Below are 21,833 nucleotides of genomic sequence, written 5' to 3' on the forward strand. Positions count from 1 at the left end.
CGAACAACTGATCTCTTCCAAAAAAGCTCAATAAGAAACCAGGAGCATGCTGTATGGACCAACAAAATCTCGACAACAACAATCAGCACAGTGAAGACGAAGATTATAACGACGAAGGCTTTTCCCTCTCAGGCAGGGCCATCGGATGGGGCCTTGCAGCATTCGTCTTTGCCATCGTCATGGTCACCTTTAACAACTCTGGCATGGTTATTCGTGCTGGCTTCTTCGCCAAGCTGCTGGCGGTAATAGTCGGAAGCTTGGTCGGTTGGGGTGGCGCCATGATTGGCGATGCCATTTGTCGCTTCGCACGGCCAACGATGTTTTTCACCACAGGCGGCTTTTTCAGCTTGGTATTCAACAAGCTGTTCTGGATTGCCGGACCTCAGTTGATTGGTCTCGGTATTGGCGTTGCACTCGGTGTATCCCAAGTACTTTCCAGAATGTAGGAGACCAGACAATGAAATCTACAATCGCATCAGTAGGAATAGCGATCAGCCTGCTCATGGCTGGCTGCTCAAGCCCTGAGGACAAGCTCAGGGGCGAGTTCGTGTCTGGATGTATGCAAGGGGGCGCGGACAGGAGGATCTGTAGCTGTGCGTTCGAGAGGCTAAACGAACGATATGGAACAGAAGCTCTAGAGCGTATGAGCCGGCGCAGTATGCCTACCCAGGAGTTCATGGAAGCGGCCATGATGGCTGGATTGCAATGCAGTGAGATGTAACAAGTGAATCCGGGGCCTCTTGGCCTCGGATATAACACAGCTCCAATTTTTGGCATCCGGAATAGAAAACTAACCAGCTGCTTTTCCAGTAAATTTTCAGGACTGATAAAAGCCACACGGCTCTTAAAGCTCAATACCAGTGGTATCACTGAGCTTCTTTCGTACATACCCCTTTGCAAGATCCTTTATCAAATCCAGGGTCCAGCCACCTGCTGCCAGCGCACCACCCCGCGTTTTCCTCCAGATCTCCGAGTCCCTCACCGAGTCAGCAAAGTCGTGCCCTTTCCATGTCAGCTGACGGAACATCAGACCGCTCAATGGCGGACGTCCGCCCTGATCGATATACCCCTCATCAGCCAATAGCCTAAAGTGATAAATCACCTGATCATCAGTGAAACCCTCAATACCAAGATCCCCAGCCTTGAAGGTCAGAATTGCATTCGCCTGCTGATTCATGCCCTCAAGCTTCAGCAGTATTTCCCTCAGCAAGTCCATGTCTCTTTGCATGACGAGTCCTCCATGTCCTAGACCAAAATACGCCCTAACTCCCAGCCGTGTGCATCACAGGCAAAACTGCCTACTGAGTTAGTTGGGGTGCTTTTATTTTTCGTGATTTCAGCTCACATCTGGCAAGACAATCAAATACCGCGCCCCTCGCAAAGACTCATGCGGTGTAACCCAGCAACGCTTAATCTGCTCGATTGTCAGCTCCAGGTCAGGAGAAAACCGAAGCTCCCGCAGACGTTGGGAATCAGACGCGCAGTACTGACAGAAGCGCGAACCAGGAGAGCTCACTAGCCTGCAGCTTGAACACTCAGCACCTACACAGCCCCACTCTCGCACGGCTTGAAACATTGTCGCTACAATCAGTGCTTCCCGCTCTTTCCAGGTGTGCTCGACACCCGCGCAGCCGCGCGTTGTTGAACGCGCCAACTCAACTTGAGCGTTACGGTGCAAGACAAGAGCGTCCAAATACTCCTGTTGCTGCACATCTGGCTGGGCTTCAACCGTGGGTGCCGCCGCAATACGTTCATCCTCGGCCTGCTGCCACTCTGTATTCAGGCGTGCCGCCTCAGTTTTCAGCTCGGCACGGGCCCGGCTAATCAAAGCCTCACCCTTCATCGAACGAATCCAGGCGCGGTTATGCGGATCATCCAAAACGGCATGCGTGAATACCGCCTGATCGTTGATCTGTGCATCCGTGAGCAAGTTCAAGTCGATCTCAATACTGGAGACCTCCATACCCTGCAGCCGGCGTTTTCGTTCGTGCTCCTGGCGAGCCGAGCATTTGATGCGGACAATCAGGCTATGGCCTTGCAATGTCAACCTTACGTGGGCTCTAAGACCATCAATATCGACGAACTTTTCTACCTTTTCAGGGATAATGGATGCAGTATCGAACCCTACTTCCCTGACGATACTTCTGCCGCTCTTTAGAAATTGACTCACGCTCTCAGTGAAGGATGGCAATAGCAGTCGCTGGTGCTGTGCGATCACTTGCACAGCAGCGCGTCTAATACCCTCTGATCGACCATTGCTACATCCCTCCAATTCGGCATGCCTGAAATATGGAAGGCGCTTCTCACCCTGATTGGCTGCCACCAAAGGACGACGGCAACCAGGGCACACACAGCCACAACGCAGGCCGTTTTCGACCTCATAGGCGCGCAGCATGAGGCCGTCACGTTCACCCAGAGGAATAGCCGAACCTGTCATAGCGCTATCCATGGCCTCCTGGGTATCAGATATCGAGAGCCGGCAGGCTGTTGACGATCTTCTGGGTTTCCAAGCTGACGGTGACCACGCGCTGGAACAGCTCCAGCGGGTACTTGGGGTTGCCCATGGTTTCGATGGCCCAGTCGTTGGCGTCGTTGACGATGCCGCTGGCTTTGTCGGTGCGAACGGACTGGCGCTCCATGACCCAGTCGAGTGCGGCCTTGCCGTTGACCACATACCCCCAGGCCGCCTCGGGGATGCCTTTGAGGGTAATGCGGGGGTTGTAGATGACGGTGCTCTTGTCGCCTTTCTTGGCGAACTTCATCTTCTCTACGCGGTAGTCGGCATCGGTGAGGGTGCCCTTGGCCTCGATGGTCAGTGGGAACGGCTCGACGGTTTCGTAGTTTAGGTGAAGTTCCGCAAGGGCGCGACCGGCTTTGCTGAAGGCCCAAAAGTCGGCGGCTTTCTTTACCGCTGGTATACGCGGCAGCTCCTTGCTCAGATTATCGGCAAAGCGTTCGCGGTAGTCAGGCGAATGGAGGATGCCGTAGATGAAGTAGAACAAGTCTTCCTTGCTGATTTGCTCACCTGGGTAAGCCGCTTGAAAATGCGCAAGGCCATCGTCTGTAATGGCATCGCGGCGGCGCAATCCTTCTTCAGCATTCTCTGCAAACAGGTCGTCTTTTGAGGCTTGAGCGGTTTCGTCGTACAGGTAAAGAGGGAAGCACTGCGCACCGCCATCTGTTTGCTGTTCCAAAATAGAGTTGGTGATCAGCGCAAACTGGCCAACACCATTCCAGCGCTCTTTAAACGTGATTATCAAATTAGGGGCAGATGGAACTGGGAATAGTCTCGGCATTTGCAAGACCATTTCATTCAAGCGCCTGTCGAAATACATCCATTGCTTCGTAAATGGTCTATACGTCGAAACCGTGATCGGCGCAGCATTAAAGCTGAGCAGCTTGTTCTTGATCGCATCATTTCGAAGTGATCGAGACCAACTTATCAGGGTGGCATCCTTGTCCAGAAAGCCTGCAGCCGCAGTCTCTCTTGTAAGCCGCTCAGAGACTGAATGAGCAGCATTAAATCGTCTCAGTTCTGAGCTGTATTTTTCGATCAAACGACTTACATTTTGAATAAGTGATGCTTTTGAGTAGTTAAACACCCAAGCATCCCTGTTGGTTTGAACCCCACCAGAATAGTTGTCAAAAATCTTGGGGGCATTGCTTTTCTTGTCACCGAGGACAATGAACTGATCAAAGCTGCTATCACGCTGCTTCAACCAATCACCATGCGCGTCTGGGACTACATGTTGCCAGCTTGGAATACCGGCCACGCTGGCATAACTGACGATCTTCTCCAGCTTATCTTCGCGGCTGAGGTAGTCGCCAATATCGTGGAAATAGATCTGACCCTGAGCCTGGGCATCAGGATTTTTAACCAGCAGCGAGATGGCAATCGGAGCACGACTGCCGCTACCGAAAATCTTGCCTCCTTCCTTGCGTGAGGTTTCGCCACTGGTACGCTGGTTGCCACGCAGATGGAACACATAGAGGCTGGAGAACTCATCAGCCAGGCACTTGCGCAAACCATCTGCGGTGTTGGCCTCAACAAAGCCAGCATTGGTTACAAAACCAATGATGCCAGCATCGCCAATGCGGTCACTGGCCCAGCGAATGGAACGGATATAGCTGTCATAGAGGGCGTTCTTGTTATTTGCACCTGAGCGCGCGGCATAGGTTGTTCGGATGCGTTCATCCAGGCTCGGGTATGCCACGTTTGCGTTGTTGGCATTAGCATCCCCCTGGCCCACTGAATATGGCGGATTACCTACAATCACCCGAATATCAAGCTCCTTCTGCCGTTTACGCCGAGCGCTGTTGTCCTCCAGCAGCACATCCACCAGATCGTCCTTTTCATACATCTGGAAGGTGTCGGTCAGGCAGATGCCTTCAAACGGCGTGTACTCGTCGATCACTTCACCGTGGTAAGCCGCTTCGATATTGATGGCTGCAATGTAATAGGCCAGCAACACTAGCTCGTTGGCGTGAATCTCGTGCTGGTACTTGTGCGGTAGCTCTTCCGGCTTGATCAGGCCCGACTGGATCAGGCGGGTGATAAAAGTGCCGGTCCCGGTGAACGGGTCGATGATATGAACGCCCTTGCTGCCCAGGGTTTGGCCGAACTCCTTTTGTAGCAGGTGGTTGACGCTGTGCAGGATGAAATCCACCACCTCGACCGGGGTGTAAACGATACCCAGGCGCTCGGTCATCTTGGGGAAGGCATTGCGGAAGAACTTGTCGTACAGCTCGACGATGATCTTCTGCTTGCCCTGAGCATTGTCTATACCGGCAGCACGTTGACGCACGCTGGCGTAGAACTTGTCCAGGGTATCCGCTTCTTTGCCCAGGCTGTGCTCATGGAGCGCATCCAACACGCCTTGCATGGCCTTAGACATTGGGTTGTGGCTGGCGAAACTGTATTCCTCAAACAGCGCATCGAACACCGGCTTGGTTACCAGATGCTGGGCGAGCATTTCGACAATCTCGCCGTCGCTGATACTGTCGTTGAGGTCGTCGCGTAGCTCGGCAGAGAAGGCGTTGAAGGCGGCCTTCTCGCGGGCATTGGCCGGGTTCTCCAGAATACCCTGGATGCGGTCGATATGGGTGCGGGCGATCTTGGCAATGTCATTGGCCCAATCCTCCCAGTGATGGCGGTTGCCACACTTATCGACGATCTTGGCGTAGATCGCCTTTTCGATTTCACCCACTTCGTAAGTCAGCTCGGCCTGCTGGCTCAACTGGCCCTCGGCATCGTATTTTTTGCGTTTTTCACCGATGCCATACTGGCCTTTACCTGCCTCTTTCTTACTGCTGCTCTTTGACTTTTTATCAGCCTTGTCCGTGATGGCGATAACTTCCATCTTGCGCGGGTCGGAGCCGATCAGATCCAGCTTATTGACCATGGCATCGAAGCTATCATCGTGCGAGCGCAACGCCTGCAAAACCTGCCAGACGACTTTATATGTCTGATTGTCGTTAAGCGCTTCATGCGCTTCCATACCTGCCGGAATAACAACCGGCAGCACCACATAGCCACGCTTCTTGCCCGGTGCGTTACGCATCACGCGCCCAACGGATTGCACCACGTCCACCTGAGAGTTACGCGGGGTCAGGAACAAAACTGCATCCAGCGCTGGCACGTCCACACCCTCTGACAAGCAACGCACGTTGCTGAGGATGCGGCAGGTGTTGGCCGGAGGCTCTTCTTTCAGCCATTTGAGCTTGGCTTCCTTCTGGCTGGCGTTCATGCCACCGTCAACGTGCGCGGCTTCGCAGATCAAGCGAGAGGCTTCCTCGATCTCTTCGGCCTCCTGATAGGCCTCCACCACTGACTGGAACATACTGGCGATGTTGATGGAGCTGACCTTGTGCTTGGAGCCTTTGTAGTTGGGGGAAATGACTTGGCAGAAGGCCACGGCACGCTTCATAGGCTCGGCGTCACCAATCAGCTGTTCATGAAGCCCCTGCTTGGCCAATGCTTTCCAACATCCAACGATTTTGGCGGCATCGTCTACCTTGAGTTGGTTGTCTTCGTCTTTCAGCAAGTCCTGAAGGCGACGACTGATGACGCTCTCTTCAACCGTCAGAACGAGCACCTTATAGTCGGTGAGCAATCCGCGCTGAACGGCCTCCGAGAAGTTGATGACATACAGCTCTTTGCCGTACAACGCCTCATCATCCATTGAGCAGAGTGCGACTTCGCCGGACTCAGCTTTGACCTTAGCCGCATCACCATAAATGCGCGGGGTAGCCGTCATGTACAGCCGCTTGGCCGAGCGTATGTAATCAGCATCATGAATGCGCACGAAGGTGCTTTCATCATCTTCACCGAAGGTCGCGCCGGTGGTGCGGTGTGCTTCGTCGCAAATCACCAGATCAAAAGCTGCCAAACCATGCTCGTGCTGGGCACGGCTGATCACGTCGATGGAGTGGTAGGTGGAGAACACCACGCTCATGTGCTCATCATCGTGGCGTTTGAGCATTTCAGAAGCCAGCCGATCCGCCTTGGTGGTCGCTGGGTAGCGTAATTCATGGGTAAACACCTGAACGGTGTCCTCATCCGCTTTGCGCTTCTTGCCTACGTCGCTATCGGAGCAAACAGCAAAACTGTGGAGCGGGATTTCACTTTCCTGCGTCCATTCAGTCAGGGTTTGCGACAACAGGGACAGGCTGGGCACAAGAAACAGCACCCGCTTACCCTTACCGGCTTGTTGTTCAGCAATTTTCAGACTGGTAAAGGTTTTGCCTGTTCCACAGGCCATGATTAGCTTGCCGCGCTCTGCGGTCTTCAGGCCAACAGACACCGCATTCAAGGCTGTTTGTTGATGATCTCGCAGTTGTTTCTTGGCCTTGAGGGCCACAGTTTGATTGGACTGGTATTTTGCCCAATCGATCTGGCTATCTTCCAAAGCTTGCAGATCAATCTTGCTGACCGGTGGCTGCTGCCCCTGGAGTGCGTCCTCCGCGTGCTCACTCCAGTTGTTGGTCGTAGTAACGATGATCCGATGTGAGAACGGAGCCTTGCCTGATGCAGTGAAGAAGCTGTCGATGTCTTTTTTCTGGACGCGATAGTCTTCAGCGTAAAGCTTGCATTGAATAGCATGGTACTCGCCGGTGCCCTGGGTACGTGCCACCAGATCGATACCGGTATCGCGCCCGTCTAGGCCTTGCTCCTTGGCCCAGTCGCCATACATCCACACCTTGTCGTACAGATCACGGTAGGTAGCTTCATTACGCAGGTAGGCGCATATCAGCTCTTCGAAGTAAGTGCCTTTCTCGCGTTCGGTGACTGAGGCGGAGCGGTATGTATCGAGCAGGGACGACAGGGCTGACATCAGAAATCCTTTTTACTGCCTTAATCGGCTATTGGGCGTATCGGCGTGACTTTACCATGAGCCGATACCTCTTCGTTGATCGGTTCGCTAAGCAGCTTCAAAGCCAACATCAGCACCCAAAAACTACTGGCATGCTTAGGTCGCCCGAATGATGGCTAGCAACTATTTCAATTTCAATGCCCTTAGATAGCTGAAACCGGTGGATCCTGATTGGCGCTTTGCCATTCCAGTTATTTGGTCTTTGACTGGCAAGCTTGCCGCCATAAGGCAAACCCATAATTTGGTTCTGTGGCGAAGTGAAACCAGCCGGGCCGATCAGTACAGAGAAATGCAGGAAACTTGAGGAGGCAATCAGTTCATACTCACCGTTCAGCTGCAAAATCTGAGTAACTGATTGCTTGGTCATGGACTCAAGAATCTTGGCTCTTCGATCAGTATCTGAGCCGGAGACTTCTGCAGAAACCTGCGTTTCTTTGCGAACTAATCGCAAAACCTCAGCCGAATCAATGCTCACTGAAAACCAGTGCGTACATCCTTCCAGCGCCCTTGCTTTTAATTTACCGATATGACCAGATTCTGGAGACGTCAAATGCCATGTTTTTCGGCCAGGCTCCAAGGTCAAGTGATCTATAACGAATGGCTGATTCCACTCTTTCGAGTGGCTATTACCAAAAACGTGCACGTTATCGTCAATAGCTTTATAGCCCGGGAAAAATAGTATTCGCTCACCCCTTGAGTGAACAAACACGCCGAACCATCGCAGCATCTCATCAGGTCCGCGAAAAAAACATTGGCAAATACGCCGGCTTGGTTTGCCGGAGTGAAACACTCCCTTTGTAGCTCTCGAGAGCGGATTATCAGGAGATTCATCCTTGCCTTCCAAGCCCATTGAAAGGTTGTAGGTGAGCACCAGACAGTCATTATCATGCTCGCTTCTCATACGTGATATTCCCTGAAAGCGTTGTCCCGGTTAGCGCCTGGTAATTCAGCATGCTGGCTATTGGCTGTGACATTCATGCCTGCAGCCTTGGCTTGCGCTGGCAACGACACCCCGACGGTACGACTGACACGTAAGTGCTTGCCCCCGATGCACGATGCGGGCTTGATTACCGTAGCGGTCTTTTTTGCCGAGATTGAAGAAACCCGCTCTAGCCCAGCCCTTCCTGATTATCTTGGCCTGCCTGCCTTGATCTTGCCAGTTCATAAGACAACCTGCATCGCCAGAAACATTTCAGCGATTGCGTGATCGCCTCAAGCCAATTACTGTATAAATACACAGCTTCCGAGGTTCCCATGTCTAACGCAGTCTTTATCGGCACGGTGATGCCTTCCGGTCAGCTCGTCAGTTGCTACGACGCCCTTGTTTCAGCTGGCTTTCCCAGCCCAGCACTGGATCACATGGAGCAGAAGATCTCGCTGGATCAGCTGCTCGATGTGCACGCTCCCCATACCTACCTAGTTCGCGTTCGCGGTGACAGCATGACCGGCGCTGGCATTCACGATGGCGATATCTTGGTCGTCAGCCGTGCTCTGACAGCCGGGCATGGTGATATTGTCGTGGCCGCTGTCAACGGCGAGGTTTTCGTCAAGCGCTTGATTCGGCGAGGTCAGCAATTGATCCTGCAACCTGAAAATCCGCAATTTGCGTCCTTGCATGTGCTGGAAGGTGATGAGCTTCAGATCTGGGGTGTTGTACGCAACAGTATCCGCTGGCACCTGACCTGCGAGAAATGAGCATGGCGCCGAAAAGCTTTGCCTTGATCGACTGCAACAGCTTTTACGCCAGTTGCGAGCGGGTATTTCGTCCTGACCTGGCAAAGACCCCCATTGTCGTCCTGAGCAACAACGATCTGAGGGGTGGAAACCGTTAGTAAATCCTGTAGAGTCCGCGCCACCTTCTGAACCGGTCTGGGACAGCCGTTTCCAGCCTTCAAGAGGAAAACCATCAGCACTGGCTTAAGGCAGCGGTATGAGGCTTGTATTTGCAACAAAAGACCTAACCCTGGCAGGTAGATCCTTCGAAGGCTTTCCGTTGCTGATTGGGTCTGAGGGATGGCCAGTCGAGCCAGCGCAAACCTTTCTTTGGCAAGCACTAATCGAGTCAGGGGAGTCTCTGAGCGATCTGACGTGGGAAGCCTACGGACGCCGTCTATACGATTACTTCGCCTTCCTGGACGCCAATGGCTTGGCCTGGAACGAAGAAAGCCCGGCCCACGGTCTCAGCGTTCTCTCCAGGTACAGGGATTGGTCTAGTGGAGAATTATCTCTTGATCCTGGCACGGTGAATAATCGCCTGGCTCTGGTCGTTAGGTTCTACCGATGGGCCAAACAGCGCGGCCTTATCACTATCCTTCCTTTTGGAGAGAAAAGGGTGAGAGCGGCTCCTCACCATGGACTCCTTACGCACGTTGCGAGGCCTGGAGTCGAGACCACCAAAGTGTCGGTGATGGTGCGTGACCGTAAGCGACCGACAAAATTTCTGACGAAAGACCAGGTCAAGGTATGCCTTGCAGCGGATACTGATCCTAGTCACCAAATACTGTTCCATCTCATGGTTCGTACTGGACTTCGCTCCTGTGAGGCAAGGTCATTCCCCCTAAAGTACGTTTTCAATCCCAGATTAAAAAAAGGGCTGCGCCCTGGGCAGATGATAAGCATCGCTCTTGATCCTTCTGACATGCATATCAAGTACGACCGCCCGAGAACCATTGATGTGCCTTGGTCGTTGATGGAGGACATGTGGTCTTATTCCCTTTATCAGCGTGAGATTCGTAAATCTCAGGGTAATGGATCCGTGACGGCGCTATTGCTTACCAACGAAGGCAGGCACTACTCCAAAGATTCTGTTGTGGATGTTATGAAGTCTTATGAGCATAAGTGCGGCTTCTACGTTCGTGCACATATGCTTCGCCACACCTATGGTACTTACACGCTGCTGGCCCTTCGGAAAAGTAAAGACTTTGAAGGTGAACCGTTACTGTATGTAAGAGACAGGCTGGGCCATTCTGACGTCCAAACAACAATGATATATCTGCATCTGATCAATCAGCTTGAGGCTCAATCCGTACTTGCGCATGAAGATGAGATTGACATGATGTTCATGGCTAGCGCCACGAAGCAGATCTGAGGTAGTTACATTGGCAAGGCAAAAAAACTACACGGCATCGTTGAAAACCATCACAGAGGGATTCGAGACTGTTGAAAATGATATCTACATTGATCTTCCGAGAAACCCTAGAAACCATAAAAAACTAGACCATACAAAATATCTAGGTCTGGGCTTCGATGCCTGGGCAATTCAAAGCTTGCATGTCATAAGGACATTACTTCACGGAGAAAATTTCTCTGTGGCGACCTTGATAAGTTATTCTTCAAACGGGCTTCGGTATTTTTTAGCGTTCTTGGCCGGTGGAGCGGTCGAGTCACCTCCCGCTACACCTAATAATCTAAGCAAGCGGCATTTGGAGCGTTTCGTCTCTTGGCTCAAACTGAAATATCCGAACGGATCGACAGCCAAGAATTACTACACTAGCTTCAAGTCGCTCGTGATCGTCATGGCTGATTACGGTTTCGTAGAAGGCGATCTTGATGACCTGCTGCCACCAAACCCGTTTCCAAACAATGCTCAAGTCACCAAAGATGCAGATCCCCTAACCATTGGGGAAATGCAAAGGCTGCTAGGAGCATTGAAATCCGATCTTGTCGCAATTCATAAAGGAACATTTTTAGGTAATGGCGCCGAGGCGATGACAGTGATGTTAATAATCACTGCCGCAAGATCGGGTATCAATACCACGCCACTGCTAGAAATGAAAAGGGATGCCTTGCAGCCTCACCCATTTATTCCTAGTCTGCGCTTGATTACGACGATGAAGCGACGGGGCAAAGGTGCGCAGAGCAAAACGATACGCCAGACCAATCTGCTGGATGAGTACAGCGCTATTCCGCTAGATGGCGTTGCTGTCCTGAATAAAGCTCTTGAGATGAGTAAGACTCTTGTGCCGCTTGCATCGAAGGATATCTCATCATGCGTGTGGTTATACCGTTCTGGCCAGCCGGGCCGCTCTGACGAAATTGCAACTCTAACTCCAAGTGCAGTTTTTTCATCGACCAGGAGTATTTGCGAACGACATGCGCTCCAAGATGATCAAGGGAATCGATTAAATGTCACCCTCAGCCGGTTGAGAAAGACAATGGAAAACCGTCTTTGGAAGCTCAGCGGAGGGGATATTCTAGAAGTTTCCTCGGTCATGGGGCATACGCCACAGGTTGCAGATAACCACTATTTAAGGATCAATGACGAAATCAAGGCTGAGGGAGCTATTTTTGTTGGTGAAGCCTTTCCTGACAAGCTGCGTGGAATCCACGTTACGCCTACTCCTCCTGGAGGTTGCCAAGACAGCCTGTATGGCAATCGGGCGCCTAAGGATGGGGTCACTCATTGCTCTGAGTTCATCCACTGCCTTGGGTGCCCTAGCTATGCCATCGTAGGGACACTTGAGGATTTGTATCGCCTATTCAGCTACCAGCAATTCCTCTATGCGGAGGTTGAATACTATCTGACGGATGAATGGGAGACATGGCGCAAGCGCCAGTTCAACTACATACAGCTAATAGATGCATTTACTCTACAAAAATTTGATCCGGCTTTGGTTGCCCGAGCAAAGGCTAAGGCGGAAGCATCTCCGCATTTGTTTTGGGCAAAAAAAATTGAGTTCATAAAAAAAAGAAGGGATGGCAGGATTTGAATATCAGGAACTCGAATGCGGTTTTGAAGGCGTATGATGTCCTCATCGCGCAGCCAATTACAGCCAATGGCCTGAGCCCCGCAGAGCGAGACGCTATTATCGTAAGCGCTATTGTTGACGAGCATGGTGAAACGCTGGTTCTTAGCAGGCTCGGGGATTCCCAGTGGGATCTTCGACCGTTTTTTGATCAGGCCAATGTTGCCGAATACTTTAAGTTCATAAACTGGGATACGAGCATTGCTCAAGCGCTCATTGATGATTGCAAAGCCGTGACTTATGCGTGGTTTAAAAGGGGAATGCCCAGCTCAAAACCCCCTATCGCCAGAGGTATCACAACTTTGGCGGTCGCAAGCGTTATGCCATTTTTGCGCTGGCTTAAAGATCTTGGCATCGCGAGATTCTCTGATGTACGTCCAATCCATATCAGTAATTATATCCATCATTGTAAGCATGAGCTTAAATTGAGGCCGCTTCCGTTGTATGGGCGACTACGGATTATCGATTTCCTTTGGGTTTTCGCTGCCGATATGCTGTTCCCGCTCCAGAGTTATCCGTGGGGTAACTCTACACTGTGGCGAATATGTGGAATTAGTAAGGTAAAAGGGCTTGATGCTGGTAACAAGAACGTAGGTCGAACGGATATAATCCCGCCTGAAGATCTGTCCAAAATATTCAATTTTTCTGAAGCTGTCATTCAGGATATGAAATCCGAGCTTTCGATCAATGGCATTGGATACAACCCTAGCGATGATCATCTATCAGTACTTTGCAGAGATGCGGTACTTTTTATAGTTTCAATAACTAGCGGTATGCGTAATGATGAGGCTATTGGGATCGAGGTTGGAGCTTGGCGCCGTGTCGTTAAAGACGGCGTGTTGTTTTGCTGGGTTTCCACGATAGAGCACAAAACCGGGAAAGGGCGCGTAGAGTATCTCGTCCCTGAGTTAACTCTGAACGCGCTTGAAATTTTGGCAAAATATTCAGTAACTATCAGAAAGGAGCTAGATCAAGAGATCAGGCTTCTTGCAAAAGTTACCAATCCAAATGACCCCGCTGAACACCTGCTTCGGCTGGAAAAGGCGCGAAGGGACTCAAAAAAGCTATTTCTTGGACGGCATGCTCCGGGTGGAAGACTTCAGGATCAATATGTAGAGGCCCTTAGCGGGCAGGCATCCAATTATGCATTTGATCGGTTAGCCAAAGCGGCTGGGAGCACTTGGCCACTAAGGACGCACCAATGTAGACGAACTTATGCTCGATGCTTTGTAGAATCCCGTATGGGCCGCACCTCACTGATCTATTTAAAATGGCAGTTCAAACATACCAGCATGAGCATGACCCAACTCTATGCATCGAATCCGCAACAAGATCTAAGCCTTTTTGACGAAATATTCCAGCAAATGACCGAATTCAAAATCGACCTGATCGAGTCATGGCTCGACGATCAGCCATTGGCTGGCGGGGCCGGCGAAAAGATCGTGGAGATGCGGGCTATTCCGATCAAAGACAGGCCCGCTTTACTTGCCCAAACGGCCCCGCATGCCAACATTCGTGCTACTGGCCACGGCTGGTGCATTGCGACGGAGCGAGGCTGCGGTGGAGCTGGGTTATACGAAGCCACACGCTGCCCAGGATGCAAAAGCTCGGTGATTGATGAGTTTTTCGCTGGCACGTGGCAGGACATTTACAGCCAACAGCAGGAGCTGATCAAAATCGTGGATGCAGGCCCTGCTGTTAGGCAGCGAGCAGAGCGCGACATGCAGGTCGCACTGGATGTCATCACAAGCTTAGGTCTATCTCCCATCAATGACGATACCAATGAGGCAGCGAATGGCTATTAAGCCGACTGAGGGGAAGTCCCCTGGGCGTTCGCGGTCAAAAACACTAGATGCCCTTGATAAAGTCATTGATGGCCTTGTCGTAGGTAACGAGAAGATTTCCATCGCGTCGGTTGCCCGAGCAGCAGGCGTTACACCTGGCCTCATTCACAACACGTACCCAGCGGTGGCGGAGAGAATTCGCACGCTCATGGGCAAATCAGTGCGCGCACAGCGTGATTCGAAACATCAGGCACTGATGGTTGAAAAGGAGAAGAACCGGGTGCTCCGTGCGGAGAACGACCAGCTTTTAGAGGAATTAGCCCGAATTGCTTCCGTAAACCAACGCTTGCTGTTCGAAATGGCCGAGTTGAAGGCAGCCTCTAGCGGGAAGGTAGTCTCCATCAACCCCAAACCCCGCAGCTAGCCTCTATTGGCATTTAACTGTCCAAAGCTGATCCAGCCGGGTTGTGTAGCTGGGACTTAACATCTCGCGCTTCATACGCCATTCTGGCGTCACGGGGACAGGTCCAGGTCGCATAGTGCCTCGTCCCCATTTGCGTTGATCTGATCCATCACCTGCATGACTTTATGAGACGCTGCGGGCTGCACGCTGGCGAATAGATCAGGTGTGTATTCTCCTGGCAGGCAGATAGCCGCGTTTGTTTTTTCGAGCCTCGGAGATTATCTGCCTCGCTGCAAGCTCTTCAATCGCAAGGCCGCCCGTTGAACCGCCGCCATTTTCTCAGGGCGCTTCATGCGCTTCCATTTACGTATGTCTTCCCTATTTCGTCCACAGCTCACGCACAGGTCACCGCTGAGCTGGCACGTTGAAATACAGGGGTTCTCGATGTCTTTAGCCAAGGTTGTTACCCCTTACCCTGTGCATTTTTGCCAAGCGTTTTACCCAATCACCAACTTGGCTCGCCGCGCATTCTTCTTCAGAGTCGAAGTACACATGCCGTTTCACATTTAGCGCGGTGACACCGGCTTTTTCGAACGCCGTTGAGGTCAGCTCAACCATCCGTTTGTCCTGTCCGGCTCCAAGGGCTCGGTCTTTGTTGGGCATGGTGTCAAATACCCAGATCACGCGCAGGCTTTGAGGAAACGCTTGGTAGTTGGCTTCGTGGGTTAGCCAATCGAAGCCGACAATTTCAGCCTTGGCGGCTTCGCAGGCGTCTGTGAGACTCGCAATCAAGCGGCGCTCAATGCGAGCGTGATCGCGTTTGCTTGAAGGCATGGTGGGTTCCAGGATCAGTAAGGTTGAGTAGGCAAGGCATGCACCTGTGCGCCCATTGAAGGGGCCTTGCCGATTTCAATAAGCACTAAGCGATAGGAGCCAATGCTCGAAACTCAACTGTGAGGTGACTAACTTCGTGAACAGGCGTTAGCCGTTCACGGATGTTGTCCGCATTTGTCGTCGCCCCCCCGACAACACTGACAATTGCAGCGTGGGCTTGTGGGCCGACACGCCACACGTGCAGGTCGGTAATTTTGGCATCGCCAGGTTGTTCAACCAGCTCGCGAATTTCATCTGCAACATGATCGTCGGTTTGATCGAGTAGAACACCCGCAGTCGCACCCATCAGGCTCCAGGCCCATCGTGCGATTACAATCGCGCCCACGATACCCATGGCTGGATCAAGCCAGACCCAACCGAGGTAGCGGCCAGCGAGCAGGGCAGCGATGGCAAGAACAGACGTCAGGGCATCGGCAATCACATGGATATACGCTGACCTGAGGTTGTTATCACCTCCGTGAGGACTATGATCGTGATCATCGTGATGATCGTGGCCATGGCTGTGACCGTGGCCAAGCAACAGAGCGCTTACTATGTTGACCCCTAGGCCAACGATGGCAATGAGCGTTGCCGTCCCGAACTGGACGTCAGTAGGCTGAAGCAGGCGAATTACGGACTCAACGCCAATTCCCAGAGATACCAATCCCAGAATAAGCGCTGAAGCAAAGCCACCCAGATCTCCCACTTTGCCGGTGCCAAAACTGAAGCGAGTGCTGGATGCATGACGCTTGGCATACGCATAAGCCGCAGCTGCGATCCCCAACGCACCCGCATGGGTAGCCATATGAAATCCATCGGCTAGCAGAGCCATAGACCCTGTAATGTACCCAGCAGCAATCTCACCGACCATCATCACGACGGTAAGTATCACTACCCAGAGGGTGCGCTTTGCATTCTCATCATGTGCCGAGCCGAGATACACGTGCTCGTGCGTGAAGCTAGTGTTGCTGTTCATGGAGTTCAAGCCTGCTTTTCTCACTTGGAATAGCGCCGAATGGCTTCGAGAAGCTCTTCGACACCCTTGCTACGTTCCTCATCGCTGAGAGTGGGGTCAGCAACATGCGCCCTGGCGTGATCCTCAATGATTTCGTCCATCAAACCGTTGATGGCCCCGCGAGTGGCAGCCACCAGATGAAGCGTTTTGGCACAGTCATGATCTGACTCCAAGGCCCGTTCAACCGCTTGGATCTGACCAGCGATGCGTTTCACACGCTTAAGCAGATCGTCTTTATTTGATGCTACATGTCCCATACTATACCCCCCTTACCTATGCGAATGGTGGCATACCCGCCCCCCCTATACAAGAAGCGCGTAAGAATTGTCGTTGGTGGTACGAGGACGCGGCTCGGTCGACCCCAAAAAAGAATAAAATAGGAGAAAAATGTTAGCTAATAAATATCTTTGTAAATCAGTAGGATAGGATCTACTAATAGTTAGAGTCATTCAGATATAACGACGGCTGCGTGATAGCTCGCAGTGCTGAAGCCAAGCCCTTCATTAAAATGGGTGACCCTTACTTCAAGATCAAGGACACCCTGCGAAGCCAAGGCATCTTGGCCTTCAGCAGTAACTATGCGCTGTATGGGGACATGAGTGAACGGGTGATGACTACCCTGGAACGTCGCCTTCCGATGGTTGAGGTGTACTCCATCGATGAAGCATTTGCAGACCTAACTGGACTACCTGAGCCCCTGGATCAGCTCGGCTATTCATTACGTGCTGATGTACTGAAAATAACAGGCATTCCGGTGGGTGTCGGCATTGCCAGCACCAAAACCTTGGCCAAGCTCGCCAATGCAGCCGCCAAGCGCTGGCAGCGCCAGACCGGTGGCGTGGTGGATATCCGCGATCCAGAACGCAGAGACAAGCTACTCAAGGCCATGCCCGTAGCGGAAGTATGGGGCGTTGGCCGTCGTATGAATGAGCACCTGCAAGCCATGAGCATTAAAACAGCCTGGGAGCTTTCAAATGCCGATCCTGCACTACTGCGTAAACGCTTCAGTGTAGTGATGGAGAAAACAGCCCGTGAACTGAGGGGTATCAACTGCCTGAACATGGAAGCGGAAGCACCACCCAAACAGGAGATATGCAGTAGCCGTGCCTTCGGGCAGCGGGTTTACGATCTGGCCGAGCTTCAACAAGCCGTTGCCAGCTACACCACCCGTGCCGCTGAAAAGCTTCGAGGACAACAGTCACTTTGCAAGGTCATCCAGGTGGGGATTCGCACGGGGCTGTTCAACCCAAGCGAGGAGCACTTCTCACGTCACATGCAGGTCCATTTGCCCTACCCCACCGACGATACGCGAATACTCATCCAGACAGCCGTGCAGGGCCTAGAACGCATTTACCGGGTAGGCCCGGCCTATGCGAAGGCCTCCGTCATGTTGCTCGGGCTATGCCGACGTGATCAATATACCCCAGATCTGTTTGCCCCTAGCCAGGCCGTGACATCGGACCGATTGATGCAGACCATGGATAAGATCAACCAACGCTGGGGGAAGAACACGCTGAAGTCAGCCCGTCTCCCTGCAATGCCTGAGTGGGGTATGCAACGGCAATTGCTCAGTCCTAGCTACACCACTCGGCTGGATCAATTGTGGACCGTACGGGCTTGAATCTAGCGAATACAGCCAGTGCGTAGTGCCCTTGCACCAGCTAGCTTGACACTCAGAGGCTGCTGTTTGTCCTTGACCATCTAAGCCATAAGCTTAGCAACCTACCCTGTTGTGTGAACTGCTCAGCATCTGAGGCTCCATTACCCCCGACGAAAACGCCCCAGCGCGCCCTTACGCAGGCAACGTGCTCCCACAGGCCTCAAGCGCAGGTGCTGGCCGTCCTTTACCAGGTACTTCATCGCTTCGTGGACATTAGGCCTTACCGACTGATTGTCCCTCTGGAACCGGCCAATACCGCACTTGTTGCCATACCCCTCCTTGTTATGGTTACAGCTGTGAGCATAACCTTGACCACGCGTGATCGCCTCCCACAACTCGCTAATCTCAATCGCCTTCAAGACATCCCGGCCCACGTGATTGCCATTGAAGAAGTAGGCCGCATGGATGTGGTAACCCCTCCCGTCATTGCGGTCTCCCTGCTCCACTGCATAAATGTATCCGACAAGGCGCTCAAAGATCGGATGGCGGCTGTGCTTGGAGATCAAGACATCTAGATGGTTAAAGACGTGCTCGACTCGCTGCCTGACCTGAGCTTCAGGGCGGTAGTAGAGGTTCAGTCTGATGACCATAGTGCGGGAATAAATACTCATCACAGCATCCGTGTAAGCGGTGATTTCCCTCTCCTGCTTGCGTGCCTCATAGGCTCGATCCCCGGCCCTGCGCTTATACCAACGCTGACGAGTCAACTCACGGATCCGCTCAGTGAGGACGTTCATGCTTTCTGGATGACTGAGCCAGTATGAACCCCTGTCATTCAGGCAGATAGGACCAGCAGGTGATGGTTCAAGACCGATTTCTTCCCAGGCAACCCGGAACGCTTGTAACTGCTCGCTGTAGTCATAGGGCACACGATCATCGAACAGGTTGTACATCTGCTGCACGTGAGTGCAGTAGCGGGAGATTCTGGTGTTATCGAGACGCTCATAGCCAGATCGGTTATGCCTGATCCTGAATGCAGGTGTATCGCTGCGTTCTATAGCCTTGACGAGTGATTCGATCTTCAGGGCTATCTCAGATTGGGAGGGATGAATGTTTAGCTTGCGGTTGTTCATGGTTCAGTACCTGGTAGGTTGTCGGTGCATATCAGGTACGTGATGTATTTTTTTTTACTTGTCTTCTTTCCCTCTGGTGGTAGTTAGTAGTAATGGATAGTGACTGTGACTATTGAATAGCTAGAGTAGATAGTTAATTGCTATATCAATAGATGCAGCCCTACCTGCCTCAGGACCTCCCGATCAGGCCGGGCAATGGGGAGCAACATTGCCAAGCCTGTCGAGTGATTTTCCGCACCGAGCACTGGGAGAGTTAGCTGAGATCAGAGCCGCCCTCCTGAGCAGCATCATAAGCTGCCATGACCAGCCCTAGCAGGTCATGGCGGTAAAGTTTATTTGGCGACGCTGAAATGGTTGCTTGGCCGTGTAGCTGCCATAGCTAGATCACGTTCCTCGATCCTGGCCAGGATCCAATCGTGGACCTCACTATCGACCCAGCCGACGCAGCGATCCCCTAGGGATACAGGCTTGGGAAAGGTCTCTTCCGAGATATATTTGTAGATGGTCGACCGTGCCAGGCCGGTCGAATCGATTACTTCTTTCAAACGGATTATTCTCATGAGCGGGCTCCTCTGTAAGGCTCAGAGGATCTCTGGCGGTAGTAAAAAAAAACGAGGAAGACTATACCTTGGCCGCAAGCCCTGCCTTCTCAAGAGCAGTTAGTGAAATCTTTTGCTCATTCAGAACAACCCCTTCCCAAGCTCCATAGCCTTCAACCGCGAAACCTCGAGGCTCTAAAGCTGGAAATACGAGAACTCCAATATACTCATAACCTTGGGTCATATTGCCCGGTAGCATTAGGACCTTATCTCGCGCCCCTAGCTCAGCAAGCAGAGGCCTTATCCGACCATCCAGCTCCTGTACCAGCAGGTAAACCAGAAAAGCCAGACCCTCTATCAACTCCGAGACTAGGTCAGAACGTAGTGATCCATCGTCATAACTCCGCATAACGCGCGCGATATCCGCTTTCGCATCAACCTCGAGTGAAGCACGATCAATCTTCCCCTCGGCTAACGCACACTCGAACCCTTTGCTCGCAAGCTCGAGCAACATGAATTCCAACTGCTCGAATGCATGAAAAGGAAGGGTTCGCAATAGCATCACCTCCCGACCGTAATAGAGGGGATTATTACTTCTAGAATCTGTCAAAAGGCTAGCCACAAAACCCCATTCGGCCTCACTGCCGATAAGGCGGTTGATGACCGCTGATACCCTACGTCCAGTGGATGAGAATAACGGGTGATTCGTATTGAGCAGAATGACGCTCTCAAGTTTACGTTGAAAAATTGGGGCTGCCACACCGGGAATCACACGACGAAGAACCCGATGTCTCACCAGCTTTTTCAGCCGGCCCTTGACTGCTAGCTGCGTCACCCCAATGGCAGCAGCGATCTGCCTAAAGCTCCATCCCTTTACCACTCCCATCTGGTCAGACACAGCGAGCAGCAACGCGAGCAGCAATACATCAGAAGCATCTAAATATCCTTTCCGACCCTCAATCATTCGCCGAACCTTAGGTGAAATCGAGGACCCGGCTTCACCGCTTTCAGATGAGTACTCATCAGCATCTAACGATTGCAGCTGATGGGACCAATTCAATCTTGAAGCCTTGATCGTGGGGGACTGAAGGAATAAACCGGAAGAAATAATGCTTTCCCGACGAAGCTTTCTGGCTTCGGGTAACGCACGAAGCTTTACTTCGTTGACAGCGAATTCACGCAACGGCCTACCAAATGACCCATAACACGTTCTCGCTTTTATGAACCCTGCGTCCAGTAGCAAAGGCATCGCTGAAGCCACTAACCTCGCCCTCAGACCCAATTGCTCGGCGAGGGAAGCAAGCGTCATTGCACCGGTCCAGCGCTTCTCAAAATTTGCAAAAAAAACAAGTAATACGAGCTTTTCGTTTGCGCTTAAAATTTCAGCATTAATTCCTATCAATTTTTCAAGCATGGATAGATCGCCACTTATCTCCTTTCCAGATAGGGTATTTTATAAAAACAGTTATGTATAGCATTATGGATAACGTTATGTATAACGCTATACTGGAAAAGCAACCAATGGAAACTAAATCCCTAGAAAAGCAGTGGTATCCGGCATGTCGAGGAGCAGTAAGTGACTGAGCAGATTGAGTGGCTTAGGGATGAGAATGAGTGCTATTACGCTACAGAATACCTGAAAAGGCGAGCGAACGATCTGGAGCGGAGCTGCATCAAAAATACAGGCATCCAGTTGACCGAAAAAGCTAATGTACGCAGAACCGTAGAGGCGTGGGTTAACGCCCTACAAAAAAATAAATGCAGCAAAATAATTACACGTCTACAGAATAATTTAAGGCAACGCCGCTCACAGAAAAAAAACAAAGAGAAGAGATTCAACCTCTCCCTAGAAGCCTGTAGGGCCCTGGATGAGCTCACAAGAAAAATTGGAAAAAGCCCATCCGAGACCGTCTCAATATTGCTGATCAATACCCCTGAAGCCCTGGCAGAAGCTCGAGAAAAATGGATGTTCGAGCACAAAAAACAAATAGAACAGTGGACCTACGAGCACCTGGGCTTGCAGCACCAGCTCAAAATAAAGAACCTAGAGGTAGACGAACTGCATAAGCAGCTACGCTCACACATTCTCGCGCTAGAGATGTGGAAGACATCAATGGATAGTGACGCACCGCCATTCGACGGCGAAATCGAGGAGCTTGATGAACAGGTCAATGAGAAACTTCGTATCATTCAACGAGATGTGAAGAAGCAAACGAAGGTTCTCAGTTCAATTCCCGGTTAGAATTGCTGCATCACAAGGCACCACCCCCTTGCCAATCACAGATTCAGATTCCAAAAGGTATTCCAAGCGAAAACTGAACCCGCCAAATTCTATTAAAATCAGTACATTAATGACCCTGTTCAGATT

18 protein-coding genes and 3 pseudogenes are annotated in these 21,833 nt (G+C 51.7%); 9 read left to right on the forward strand and 12 right to left on the reverse strand.

Annotated elements, in window-relative coordinates; genetic code table 11:
• Positions 1 to 53 precede the first annotated feature (53 nt).
• Positions 54 to 446 (forward strand): hypothetical protein, encoded by a 393-nt coding sequence (locus EF096_RS17190; RefSeq protein ID WP_218565730.1) that lies wholly within the window; start codon positions 54 to 56, stop codon positions 444 to 446.
• Positions 447 to 844: 398 nt separating this feature from the next.
• Here EF096_RS17190 and EF096_RS17195 read toward each other — a convergent pair whose 3' ends face one another.
• The 4 genes from EF096_RS17195 to EF096_RS17210 form a co-directional block, all read right to left on the reverse strand.
• Positions 845 to 1,228, reverse strand: a complete 384-nt coding sequence (locus EF096_RS17195) for a DUF2513 domain-containing protein (RefSeq protein WP_123891027.1) — start codon at positions 1,226 to 1,228, stop codon at positions 845 to 847.
• A gap of 108 nt (positions 1,229 to 1,336) precedes the next feature.
• Positions 1,337 to 2,437, reverse strand: a complete 1,101-nt coding sequence (locus EF096_RS17200; protein WP_123891028.1) for a hypothetical protein — start codon at positions 2,435 to 2,437, stop codon at positions 1,337 to 1,339.
• Between the two features lie 25 nt (positions 2,438 to 2,462).
• Positions 2,463 to 7,334 (reverse strand): DEAD/DEAH box helicase, encoded by a 4,872-nt coding sequence (locus EF096_RS17205; RefSeq protein WP_123891029.1) that lies wholly within the window; start codon positions 7,332 to 7,334, stop codon positions 2,463 to 2,465.
• 109 nt (positions 7,335 to 7,443) lie between these two features.
• Positions 7,444 to 8,274 (reverse strand): hypothetical protein, encoded by an 831-nt coding sequence (locus tag EF096_RS17210; protein ID WP_123891030.1) that lies wholly within the window; start codon positions 8,272 to 8,274, stop codon positions 7,444 to 7,446.
• 353 nt (positions 8,275 to 8,627) lie between these two features.
• On the opposite strand from EF096_RS17210, the gene EF096_RS17215 reads away from it, so the two are divergent.
• From EF096_RS17215 to EF096_RS17240, 6 genes and pseudogenes are all read left to right on the forward strand, one after another.
• On the forward strand, positions 8,628 to 9,068 hold the full coding sequence (locus tag EF096_RS17215; protein WP_372237860.1) for a LexA family protein: 441 nt from the start codon (positions 8,628 to 8,630) through the stop codon (positions 9,066 to 9,068).
• Positions 9,065 to 9,184: pseudogene (locus EF096_RS17220) on the forward strand (Y-family DNA polymerase); the annotation flags it as partial. The gene EF096_RS17215 and the pseudogene EF096_RS17220, both read left to right, overlap by 4 nt.
• A 119-nt stretch (positions 9,185 to 9,303) precedes the next feature.
• Complete coding sequence (locus EF096_RS17225) at positions 9,304 to 10,461, forward strand: tyrosine-type recombinase/integrase (protein WP_034000619.1); 1,158 nt, start codon at positions 9,304 to 9,306, stop codon at positions 10,459 to 10,461.
• 10 nt (positions 10,462 to 10,471) lie between these two features.
• On the forward strand, positions 10,472 to 12,082 hold the full coding sequence (locus EF096_RS17230; protein WP_079381915.1) for a hypothetical protein: 1,611 nt from the start codon (positions 10,472 to 10,474) through the stop codon (positions 12,080 to 12,082).
• Complete coding sequence (locus EF096_RS20405; protein ID WP_177412364.1) at positions 12,079 to 13,923, forward strand: site-specific integrase; 1,845 nt, start codon at positions 12,079 to 12,081, stop codon at positions 13,921 to 13,923. Before EF096_RS17230 ends, EF096_RS20405 begins: the two co-directional genes overlap by 4 nt.
• A complete protein-coding gene (locus tag EF096_RS17240; RefSeq protein ID WP_177412365.1) occupies positions 13,913 to 14,326 on the forward strand; it encodes a TetR family transcriptional regulator in 414 nt (137 codons plus the stop codon). Before EF096_RS20405 ends, EF096_RS17240 begins: the two co-directional genes overlap by 11 nt.
• A gap of 3 nt (positions 14,327 to 14,329) precedes the next feature.
• On the opposite strand, the pseudogene EF096_RS17245 reads toward EF096_RS17240, so the two are convergent.
• The 5 genes and pseudogenes from EF096_RS17245 to EF096_RS17265 all read right to left on the reverse strand — a co-directional run.
• Positions 14,330 to 14,544 (reverse strand): annotated as a pseudogene (locus EF096_RS17245) (DUF4113 domain-containing protein); the annotation flags it as partial.
• A gap of 39 nt (positions 14,545 to 14,583) precedes the next feature.
• Positions 14,584 to 14,763: a DUF1289 domain-containing protein gene (locus EF096_RS17250; protein ID WP_016486502.1), complete on the reverse strand. Its 180-nt coding sequence runs from the start codon at positions 14,761 to 14,763 to the stop codon at positions 14,584 to 14,586.
• Complete coding sequence (locus EF096_RS17255) at positions 14,756 to 15,139, reverse strand: hypothetical protein (RefSeq protein ID WP_023109441.1); 384 nt, start codon at positions 15,137 to 15,139, stop codon at positions 14,756 to 14,758. Before EF096_RS17255 ends, EF096_RS17250 begins: the two co-directional genes overlap by 8 nt.
• An 85-nt stretch (positions 15,140 to 15,224) precedes the next feature.
• Positions 15,225 to 16,154, reverse strand: a complete 930-nt coding sequence (gene dmeF, locus EF096_RS17260; RefSeq protein WP_023109442.1) for a CDF family Co(II)/Ni(II) efflux transporter DmeF — start codon at positions 16,152 to 16,154, stop codon at positions 15,225 to 15,227.
• Between the two features lie 20 nt (positions 16,155 to 16,174).
• Complete coding sequence (locus tag EF096_RS17265) at positions 16,175 to 16,450, reverse strand: metal/formaldehyde-sensitive transcriptional repressor (RefSeq protein WP_059309297.1); 276 nt, start codon at positions 16,448 to 16,450, stop codon at positions 16,175 to 16,177.
• 209 nt (positions 16,451 to 16,659) lie between these two features.
• Between EF096_RS17265 and umuC the strand changes: the two are divergent.
• A pseudogene (umuC, locus tag EF096_RS17270) lies at positions 16,660 to 17,814 on the forward strand (translesion error-prone DNA polymerase V subunit UmuC); the annotation flags it as partial.
• 140 nt (positions 17,815 to 17,954) lie between these two features.
• Here the strand turns inward: umuC and EF096_RS17275 are convergent.
• From EF096_RS17275 to EF096_RS17285, 3 genes are all read right to left on the reverse strand, one after another.
• Positions 17,955 to 18,926 carry a YagK/YfjJ domain-containing protein gene (locus EF096_RS17275; RefSeq protein ID WP_123891033.1) on the reverse strand — a complete coding sequence of 324 codons (972 nt, stop codon included), beginning with the start codon at positions 18,924 to 18,926 and terminating at the stop codon, positions 17,955 to 17,957.
• 332 nt (positions 18,927 to 19,258) lie between these two features.
• The gene (locus EF096_RS17280; RefSeq protein ID WP_022964269.1) at positions 19,259 to 19,486 is read right to left on the reverse strand and encodes a helix-turn-helix transcriptional regulator; all 228 of its coding nucleotides are present in this window, start codon (positions 19,484 to 19,486) and stop codon (positions 19,259 to 19,261) included.
• 61 nt (positions 19,487 to 19,547) lie between these two features.
• Positions 19,548 to 20,879: a hypothetical protein gene (locus EF096_RS17285; RefSeq protein WP_123891034.1), complete on the reverse strand. Its 1,332-nt coding sequence runs from the start codon at positions 20,877 to 20,879 to the stop codon at positions 19,548 to 19,550.
• 162 nt (positions 20,880 to 21,041) lie between these two features.
• Here EF096_RS17285 and EF096_RS17290 point away from each other — a divergent pair, with 162 nt between their 5' ends.
• Complete coding sequence (locus EF096_RS17290) at positions 21,042 to 21,707, forward strand: hypothetical protein (RefSeq protein ID WP_123891035.1); 666 nt, start codon at positions 21,042 to 21,044, stop codon at positions 21,705 to 21,707.
• The last annotated feature ends 126 nt before the right edge of the window (positions 21,708 to 21,833 follow it).

Source organism: Pseudomonas neustonica, assembly GCF_003797945.1.
Taxonomy (GTDB): Bacteria; Pseudomonadota; Gammaproteobacteria; order Pseudomonadales; family Pseudomonadaceae; genus Halopseudomonas; species Halopseudomonas neustonica.

Bases quoted from the DNA above. Each gene is read 5' to 3' on its own strand.
- EF096_RS17190 (WP_218565730.1), top strand. From the start codon at position 54: ATGGACCAACAAAATCTCGACAACAACAATCAGCACAGTGAAGACGAA.
- EF096_RS17195 (WP_123891027.1), bottom strand. From the start codon at position 1,228: ATGCAAAGAGACATGGACTTGCTGAGGGAAATACTGCTGAAGCTTGAG.
- EF096_RS17200 (WP_123891028.1), bottom strand. From the start codon at position 2,437: ATGACAGGTTCGGCTATTCCTCTGGGTGAACGTGACGGCCTCATGCTG.
- EF096_RS17205 (WP_123891029.1), bottom strand. From the start codon at position 7,334: ATGTCAGCCCTGTCGTCCCTGCTCGATACATACCGCTCCGCCTCAGTC.
- EF096_RS17210 (WP_123891030.1), bottom strand. From the start codon at position 8,274: ATGAGAAGCGAGCATGATAATGACTGTCTGGTGCTCACCTACAACCTT.
- EF096_RS17215 (WP_372237860.1), top strand. From the start codon at position 8,628: ATGTCTAACGCAGTCTTTATCGGCACGGTGATGCCTTCCGGTCAGCTC.
- EF096_RS17225 (WP_034000619.1), top strand. From the start codon at position 9,304: ATGAGGCTTGTATTTGCAACAAAAGACCTAACCCTGGCAGGTAGATCC.
- EF096_RS17240 (WP_177412365.1), top strand. From the start codon at position 13,913: ATGGCTATTAAGCCGACTGAGGGGAAGTCCCCTGGGCGTTCGCGGTCA.
- EF096_RS17255 (WP_023109441.1), bottom strand. From the start codon at position 15,139: ATGCCTTCAAGCAAACGCGATCACGCTCGCATTGAGCGCCGCTTGATT.
- dmeF (WP_023109442.1), bottom strand. From the start codon at position 16,154: ATGAACAGCAACACTAGCTTCACGCACGAGCACGTGTATCTCGGCTCG.
- EF096_RS17265 (WP_059309297.1), bottom strand. From the start codon at position 16,450: ATGGGACATGTAGCATCAAATAAAGACGATCTGCTTAAGCGTGTGAAA.
- EF096_RS17275 (WP_123891033.1), bottom strand. From the start codon at position 18,926: ATGAACAACCGCAAGCTAAACATTCATCCCTCCCAATCTGAGATAGCC.
- EF096_RS17280 (WP_022964269.1), bottom strand. From the start codon at position 19,486: ATGAGAATAATCCGTTTGAAAGAAGTAATCGATTCGACCGGCCTGGCA.
- EF096_RS17285 (WP_123891034.1), bottom strand. From the start codon at position 20,879: ATGCTTGAAAAATTGATAGGAATTAATGCTGAAATTTTAAGCGCAAAC.